Source organism: Streptomyces solincola, assembly GCF_002982015.1.
Classification (GTDB): Bacteria; Actinomycetota; Actinomycetes; order Streptomycetales; family Streptomycetaceae; genus Streptomyces; species Streptomyces solincola.
In genome coordinates, this window is record NZ_PVLV01000126.1 from 1 (window position 1) to 7,173 (window position 7,173).

Consider the following 7,173-nt stretch of genomic DNA (forward strand, 5'->3'; position numbering starts at 1 on the left):
TCCACGATTCTGGCCTCACCGCCCGCCGCCCGCACCCTCTTCGCCGCGGCCTCGTCCACCACGTTCACCACGAGCTTGCGCGCCGACGCGTCATAGAACGCACCCGCCGCCCCACCACCCAGATCCCGCTGCAACGAGGCCGACAACGACCCCGCCGCCGACACCGACAACACCCGCGCCCCGGTGTCCTCACTCGCACTCGCACTCTGCACCGTCACACCCGCACCGACCAGAGCCACCACGGCTCCGCCCGCCACGAATATCCGCTTCTTCGAACCACGCCTGTGGGTCATGTCCGTCTTTCGCCTTCCTGTGGGGGCCATGCCAAACCGGTGCGTGGGGCGCCGGGTGGCACGGAGGATGGGCCGCTCACTATTCCGATACCGCCGAGTAGCAGACAAGGACGGGCACCGGACGGGCACTCGACCTTCACGGCCTGGCCCCGAGGCGGTCACCGGTCGGGCCCTTACCGGAAGTTACGGTTCGCAATCTTCACGGGATGCGGGAACACCGCTCCGGGAAAGGTACGGACCGCACGGTCCGGCGGCCGCCCCCGCCGCGCACCCCTCCGCCCCGACGCGCCCTCCCGGCGGCCCGGCTGATGGGCCATCATCGGATCAGCTCGACTGAAGGAGGCGGGGGCGTGCGAGGTCGGGTGCGCGCGGCGGACGGCCGGCATCTGATGGTGGAGCGCTTGGGGGACCCGCAGGGACGACCGGTCTTCCTGCTGCACGGGACACCGGGCAGCAGGCTCGGGCCTGCCCCGCGCGGCATGGTCCTCTACCAGCGCGGTATGCAGCTCATCGCCTACGACCGGCCCGGGTACGGGGGTTCGGACCGGCTCGCGGGCCGGTCGGTGGCCTCGGTGGCCGAGGACGTGGCGGTGATCGCGGACGCCCTGGGGCTGAAACGGTTCGCCGTGGTGGGCCGCTCCGGCGGCGCCCCGCACGCGCTGGCCTGCGCGGCGCTGCTGCCGGACCGGGTGACCCGTACGGCCGCACTGGTGACGCTGGCGCCGCCGGACGCCGACGGGCTCGACTGGTTCGCGGGCATGACGGCCTTCAACGTCAGCGAGTACACGGCCGCCACCCTCGACCCGGGCGGGGTGGCCGACCGGCTGACCCCGCGCGCGGACGCGATCCGGCAGGACCCGGTGCGGCTCCTGGACGACCTGCGCCGGGAGCTGACCGCCTCGGACCGGATGGTGGTCGCGGACGCCGGGGTGCGCTCCATGCTGCTGCGCAACTACCAGGAGGCGCTGCGCACTTCGGCGTGGGGCTGGATCGACGACGCGCTGGCGTTCTGCATGTCCTGGGGGTTCGACCCGGCGGACATCCCCGGCGAGGTGCTGCTCTGGCACGGTGAGCAGGACGTGTTCTCGCCGGTCGGGCACGCCCGCTGGCTGGCCGAGCGCATCCCGGGGGCGACGGCCGTGCTGGAGCCGTCCGCCGCCCACTTCGACGCCCTGCACGCGCTGCCCCGGGTGCTGACCTGGCTGCTGGAGACCGAGGACGCCTGACGAGCGGCTGAGGGGCTACACCGCCAGCGGCTCCAGGTCCCGGTGCACCCGGCGCTCGTCGCGGGCCATCCGGGTCAGCGCGTGGTCCTCGCCGACCAGTCGGGCCAGCTCCTCGGCGGTCTCCGTGCGCAGCAGCGCCGCCTCGTCCTTACGGCCCAGCGCGCCCAGGGTGACGGCCATGTTGGAGGCGACGCCCAGCACCTCGGGGTGGTGGGCGCCCATCACCTCGCGCAGCGCGGCCACCGCGCGGCGTTCGATGGCCAGCGCCTCCTCCAGTTCGCCCAGGTCGGCCTTGGCGTTGGCGAGGTTGACGGTGCAGAACAGCACATGGGGGTGGCGCTCGCCGAGGACCTCGGTGGTCACCCGCAGGGTGACGGACAGCAGCCGTTCGGCGTCCTCGGGCGATCCGCAGCCCCACTGGTAGATGCCGAGGTTGTTGAGCGCGGCCAGGGTGTAGGGGTGCCGTTCGCCCGGCACCTTCGTGTACTGGTCGACGACCTCCTGGGCGGTGTCCCGGGCGGCGACCGGGTCCCCGGCGGCGTACAGGTCGGCGGCGAGGTTGAGGTCGCAGGCCAGCGAGTCGGGGTTGGCGGAGGTGTACTTGGCCTGGTAGCGGTTGCGGGTGGCGGTGGTGAGCCGCCGGGCGTCCTCCAGCAGGCCGGCCTTCCTCAGTGAGACGGCGAGGGACTTGGCGGCGGCCAGGGTGCCGGGGAAGGTGCGGCCCAGGGTGCGCTTGTAGCTGTCGTAGGTGCGGGCGAGGAGCGCGACGGAGTCCTCGTAGCGGCCGACCTCGCGCAGGTCGCGGGCGAGCGAGGCGGCGGAGGACAGGGTGTACGGGTGGTCCGGGCCGAGCACCTCGGTGCGCCGGTCGTAGACGTCCTGGTCGATCTCCCGGGCGCGGGCGTAGTGGCCGACCATCCGCAGGTTGAGCGCCAGGTTGTTGGCGGCGGCCAGGGTGCGCGGGTGGGACTCGTGGAAGATCTGGTTGAAGCCCTCGTGCGCCTCGGTGGCCAGCTCCATCGCCTGGCCGTACTGGCCGAGGGTGCCCAGGTCCATGGCGAGGCCGCTGGTGGTCATGTAGGTGTGCGGATGGGAGGGGCCGAGCACCCGGCGCTGGCGTTCCAGGGTCTCCTCGTCCAGTTCCTTGGCCTCCACATAGCGGCCCTGGGTGCGCAGGATGTTGGAGAGGTGGAAGCGCAGGTAGAGGTACTGGAGGTCGTCGTTGCCGAGCAGTTCGCGCCAGGCGTCGCGCAGTTCGGAGCCGAGGGCCCAGGCGCTCTGGATGTCGCCGCGCTTCCACAGGTAGCGGACGCGGTCGATGAGCAGCCGGCGGGTCTCCGGCTCCCGGCAGTAGCGGGCCTCGGAGGTGGTCAGGTGCGGCCAGATCGTGGCGAAGCGGGGCCAGGTCTCCGGGTTGTCGATCGGCTCGTCGTCGTCCGGGCGGGCGCCGGCCAGGATGCGGTGCACGGCGTGCCGGGCCTCGCGCTGCTGGTCCTCGGAGAGCTGGGAGCGGATGACCGCCTGGACGAGGCGGTGGAGCTGTATCGAGTTGGAGACCTGGTCGACCTTGGCCAGCGCGAACCGGCCGATCTCCCGGATCACCCGGCCGAGCACCAGCTTCTCCTGGAGGGAGGCGTCGTAGGGCTTCAGCTCCTCGATCATCTCCTTGCTGTAGAGGAGGTTGGCGTGGATGGGCTCGGGCGCGAAGAAGGCGCAGAGCTGGAGCAGGCGCACGGCGGCCGGTGAGCGCTCCTGGAGGCGCTCTATGGAGACGTTCCAGGTGGCGGCGACCGGTTCGGGGTAGCCGGCCGGCTGGTTGAGGGCGAGGGTGCGGGCGGCGGCGCCCTCCAGCTGCTCCAGGTAGGTGGAGACGGGGGTGGCGGTCTCGGCGATCCAGGCGGCGGCCTGCTCGACGGCCAGCGGCAGGTCGCCGACGGCCTCGGCGACCCGGTCGGCGTCCCGCGGACCCAGCCCCTTGGCCCGGCGCTGGAGGTGCTCGACGGACTCCTCGCGCAGGAAGACGTCGACGGGCAGCGCGTCGCCGTACTGCGACCAGGTCTGGTTGCGGGAGGTGACCAGGATGTGGCCGCCGCTGGGGAAGAAGCGGCCGAGCCGGTCGGGGTCGTCGGCGTTGTCGAAGACCAGCAGCCAGCGGTGCGAGGGCACCCCGCGGCGCAGCAGGTCCACCGCCTCCTGGGAGGCGGAGGCCATGTCCTCGCCGCCCTGGGCGCCGAGCCGGACGGCGAGCTCGGCGAGCGAGGCGATGACGTCGTCGGTCTGCTCGGCGGAGATCCACCACACCAGGTCGTAGTCGGCCATGAAGCGGTGCACGTACTCCAGGGCGACCTGGGTCTTGCCGACGCCGCCGAGGCCGTAGAGGGTCTGCGGCTGCGGCAGCACCACGGCCATGCCGCCGCCCAGTTGGTCGCGCATCCGCTCCAGCACCACCGAGCGGCCGGTGAAGCCGGCGTTGCGCGGCGGGGCGTTCCAGATCTTGGGCACGGTGCCGGGGAAGCGCGGGCCGGGCGGCACGCCCTCGCCCAGCGGGGCGGCGGGCCGGTCCAGGGCGCGCAGCAGGGCCGCGGTGGCGTGCACCTCGTCCAAGCGGAAGAGGTCCACCGGGTTGCGGTCGATGTACGGGGTGGTCAGGCGCACGTCGCCGACCCGGACCGGCAGCAGGTGGCGGCGGCCGGCGGCGGAGTCCTCGGCGGCGGCCCGCTCCCACACCTGCACGGCGCGGGCGGACTTCAGGTAGGCGGCGGAGAGCAGCACCACCGTCCGGGCGGCGTTCTCGGCGGCCTCGCGCGGGTCGGAGCCGGTGACCGCCGGGTCGGCGGAGACGTCCCGGGGCACCACCCGGAAGCCGGCCCGGGTGAGCACCGACTCGACCCAGTCGGCCCACATGCGGTTCTCCGCCACGTAGGACAGGAACAGGTCGGCGGGCAGCGCGGGGCGGCGGCGGGTGAAGGCGTCGCGGACCCGCAGCCGCACCTCCTCGGGGATGGCGGGCATGGCGGTGACCCGGCCCTCGGTGACCACGGCGGTGAGCCGTTCGAAGGCGGAGAGCAGCGAGTTGGCGATGCCGGCGTCGTCGCCGAAGGTGGCCAGCGTCTCCTCGTAGGCGTAGTAGGGGCGGTAGGGGATCTCCACCGCGCCCCAGTAGGCGGCCAGCTCGTCGCCGGCCATGCCGGTGGGGAAGCCGTCGAACTTCAGCCGGGCCAGCGCCCGGCCGGCGTCGGCCTTCTCCTTCTCGCCCTCGTCGATGCGCATCGGCACCGGGTAGATCCGGATGCCCCGGCCGCCGTAGCGCTCGGCGATCTGCCGGGCGACGGCGGCGGCGCCGTCCATGGACTGGTCGCTGAGGGTGAAGCAGTCCACCAGGGCGTCGGGCAGGTGCACGGTGCAGATGTCGGCGATGTCGCTGAGGCCGGTGCGGCTGTCGATGAGGACGTAGTCGTAGCCGGCCTTCATGTCCTCGCGCAGGGCGTCGAAGAAGTGGCCGCCGCCGAGCCGGTCGTAGAAGTTGTCCCAGTCGAAGGTGGAGACGGTGGCGCTGTACTCGCGGTTCTGCCGGCCGGCTGAGACGAAGTCCAGGGTGCCGCCGTCGGGGAAGCTCCAGCCCAGCGCCTCGGGGGCGAGGGAGACGGCGTGCGGCTGGACGCGGGCGTAGTCGCGGTGCCAGTCGTCGGGGCGCTGGACGGGGCTGGTGGCGGCCCAGGCGTACTCGGTGATCAGGTCGATCACGCCGGTGGTGGCGCCCAGCGTGGAGGGGTCGAGGAAGGGGTGGAAGAACCGGTGCAGGCCCGGCGCCTCCAGGTCCCAGTCGACGGCCAGCACCCGTTTGCCGTTCGCGGCGAGTATCCAGGCGGTGTTGGCCAGCGCCATGGTCCGCCCGGTGCCCCCCTTGTACGAGTAGAAGGTGATGATCCGTCCGTCACGACCGGCTGTCATCCGAGGTCCTCCGCGTCGGGTGCGCTTGCGTGCGTCTCCGGCAGTGCGTGCTGGGTGGTGCCGTGCTCGTGGGCCATCGGGCCGCGCAGCCGCGGCCGCTCGGTGTGGCGTCCGCCGGCCGGCGGGTAGACGGCGGCGTGCCGCAGGTACTGCTGGGCGGCGGCCTCCACGACCTGCGGCAGGATCTGGCCGAACGCCTCCATGCTCGGTACGCCGCGGGCGGCCGCCCGGCCGGCCGGGCGGCCCTGGCCGGTCTGCACCGGCAGGGTCTGCTCCAGCGCGCGGTGCAGTTCGGCGTCGTGGGCGCGGTCCTGGTGGTCGGCCGGGTTGCGCGGGACGACGACGCTGACCCAGGGCCGGTGCTCGGCGTCCATGGCGGCGAGCCGGGCGCGGCGCTCGTCGTCCTTGAGCGCCCAGCGGTCCAGCAGCAGGATCTCCGGCTGCGCGGGCGGCGCCTTGGCGTCGCCCGGCCCGGAGTCGTGGTCGAAGGAGGCCACGGTGGCCTGGTAGTTCAGCGAGCGCACCAGGTCCTCGGCGACGTAGGCGAGCGGCCGGGCGGCCTCGGGGTGGTAGGGGTTCCAGTCCTGCGCGGACTCGCCGTAGTAGTCGGACTCGCGCCCCTCGGGCAGGTCGTGCCGGGTGGGCGCGGCGACGGTGACCTTCAGCGGGCGGGGCCCGCGCCCGGAGGTCCCGAAGGCGCTGGGCGCGGCCCGGTAGTCGACGGGGCGGCCGGGGCTGATGCCGACGGTGTCGGCGACCGCCACGATGCGCTTGGCCAGCTCGTAGACGGCCCGCTCGTACTCCTCGGCGAATATCCGCAGCTTGATCAGCCCGTACAGTCCGTCGGTGACGTACCGGTCGCCGAAGTCGCGGTGGTTGAACTGCAACCGCTCGGCCGGGCCGGGCAGTTGCTCGGGCGGGACGGGCACCCACAGGGCGGGGACGATGGCCTCGGCGGGGCGGTTGTGCCGGGCGTGGTGGTAGATCGCCCGGGTGGCGAAGGCGTACCACTCCTTGCCGCACATCTCGCTGGCGAAGTAGCGGGGTGAGAACAGCGGCACGAACACCCGGCAGGTGGCCAGCACCTCCCCGAGCCGTTCGGACCAGCCCTCGCCGGAGCGTATCTCCCGGTCCATGAAGCCGGCCGAGGCGCCGGCCGGGAGGTCGGTCATCGCCATCACATGGCCGCACAGGTCGCGGTAGAGGCGTTCCACCCACATGTCGGGGTCGGGGCCGCCGGCCGCGTAGCGGGGGGTGTGGGCGTAGCTGAGGAAGAAGTACGGCCGATGGTCAGCCGCTCGGCGCTGCGGTGACGTCACCCACGACCCCCGTCCCTCCGTGACCGCCCGGTCCCCCGGGCACGAGGGTGCGAGCTGATCCATCATTCCGGAGCGGCCGTCGACCGCTCCCCCCTTGTTCGGTCATTCCCCGCCGCTTTTCGGTCAACCGGACAGCGTACGAGGGCTGTTCGAGACCTCCCGGATGTCGTGCAGCTCCTTGCGCACCCCGGCGGCGAACAGCTTGCCGCCGGTGGTCAGTTCGGCCGCCCCCTCCAGCAGGTCCAGCGCCCGCTCGGCCTGCTCGCGGTGGCCGCGCCCGCCGTGGCCGCGCCCGGCGTCGTAGGCGGCCAGCGCCGCCCGCTCGTACGCCCCGGCCAGCAGCTCCGAGACCGGCGCCGCTCCCCCGCCCCAGGGCGCGGCCAC

Annotated in this window: 4 protein-coding genes and 1 pseudogene; 1 reads left to right on the plus strand and 4 read right to left on the minus strand. The window is 73.3% G+C overall.

The window, feature by feature from the left end:
- Positions 1 to 293 (minus strand): annotated as a pseudogene (locus tag C6N75_RS10335) (S1 family peptidase); the annotation flags it as partial.
- A 350-nt stretch (positions 294 to 643) separates the two neighbouring features.
- Here C6N75_RS10335 and C6N75_RS10345 point away from each other — a divergent pair.
- Complete coding sequence (locus tag C6N75_RS10345; RefSeq protein WP_105868584.1) at positions 644 to 1,519, plus strand: alpha/beta fold hydrolase; 876 nt, start codon at positions 644 to 646, stop codon at positions 1,517 to 1,519.
- A 15-nt stretch (positions 1,520 to 1,534) separates the two neighbouring features.
- Here C6N75_RS10345 and fxsT read toward each other — a convergent pair whose 3' ends face one another.
- From fxsT to C6N75_RS30615, 3 genes are all read right to left on the minus strand, one after another.
- A complete protein-coding gene (gene fxsT / locus C6N75_RS10350; protein WP_105868585.1) occupies positions 1,535 to 5,470 on the minus strand; it encodes an FxSxx-COOH system tetratricopeptide repeat protein in 3,936 nt (1,311 codons plus the stop codon).
- The gene (locus C6N75_RS10355) at positions 5,467 to 6,789 is read right to left on the minus strand and encodes a TIR-like protein FxsC (protein ID WP_258177322.1); all 1,323 of its coding nucleotides are present in this window, start codon (positions 6,787 to 6,789) and stop codon (positions 5,467 to 5,469) included. Before C6N75_RS10355 ends, fxsT begins: the two co-directional genes overlap by 4 nt.
- Before the next feature lie 123 nt (positions 6,790 to 6,912).
- The coding region (locus tag C6N75_RS30615; protein WP_181160426.1) for a hypothetical protein at positions 6,913 to 7,173 on the minus strand (261 nt) is incomplete at its 5' end.